Source organism: Methylobacterium sp. WL116 (genome assembly GCF_008039455.1).
Lineage (GTDB): Bacteria > Pseudomonadota > Alphaproteobacteria > Rhizobiales > Beijerinckiaceae > Methylobacterium.
On sequence record NZ_VRUV01001022.1, the window covers coordinates 1 to 716 of the forward strand.

At 74.7% G+C, this 716-nt stretch carries 1 protein-coding gene; it reads right to left on the reverse strand.

What is annotated here, in order from left to right; genetic code table 11:
• Positions 1–129: 129 nt before the first annotated feature.
• A complete protein-coding gene (locus tag FV223_RS29175; RefSeq protein ID WP_187274875.1) occupies positions 130–456 on the reverse strand; it encodes a restriction endonuclease in 327 nt (108 codons plus the stop codon).
• Positions 457–716 lie beyond the last annotated feature (260 nt).

Sequence of the window (716 nt, forward strand, 5' to 3'; positions counted from 1 at the left end):
CCATTACCGCCTCCGCCCGGTCGCCCCGTCGGCGCAACCCTTGGGCGGGATGCGTAAAGGCCGCCTGAGCCCCGCAGCGCCATCGCGCGGCATGGCGAACGCGGGGTGAATCCGCTCCGGGGCCCGGCGTCAGCTCTTGCGCTTGGCCGAGCGACGGTCCCGCGTCATCCGCGTGGCAGCGTGGAAGTCGTCGGGCTTTGTCCGCACCCAGGCGATGAAGCGCGCGATCTCCGGCTCGGCTCGGAGCGCGCCGACGTCGGCGAGGCGCCGGGCGAGCTCGGCTTCGCTGTGCCGGGCATGGATCGCCGAGTGGCAGACCTGGTGCAGCCGCACGGTGGTGCCGTGGGTGCCGCCCTTCAGCTTCGGCACGAGGTGATGCAGGCTCGAGCGGGCGCGGGGCGGGATCGGGCGCTCGCAGAGCGGGCAGATCACCGGCTCGGGGCTGCGCGCCTGCATCTCTGGATCGTCCTCGCGCCAGCGCCGCTCGCGTCGCCCCACCGCCTCGCCTCCGTTCGCATCGGGTCCGACCGGCGATATGGGATTGCGGGAAAACCGCGGCGCGGCGTCAAGGCGTCGCTGCGGCGAGCGCCGGGCAGCCCGGCCGGACGCGGTCGCCGAACAGGGTTTCGGCCAGGCGATCGCGGGTTCCGAGCACCGAGACGTGGTCGCCGGCGACCGCCTCGAAGCGGGCGCTCGCGCCCGCCGCGGTGGCGAGG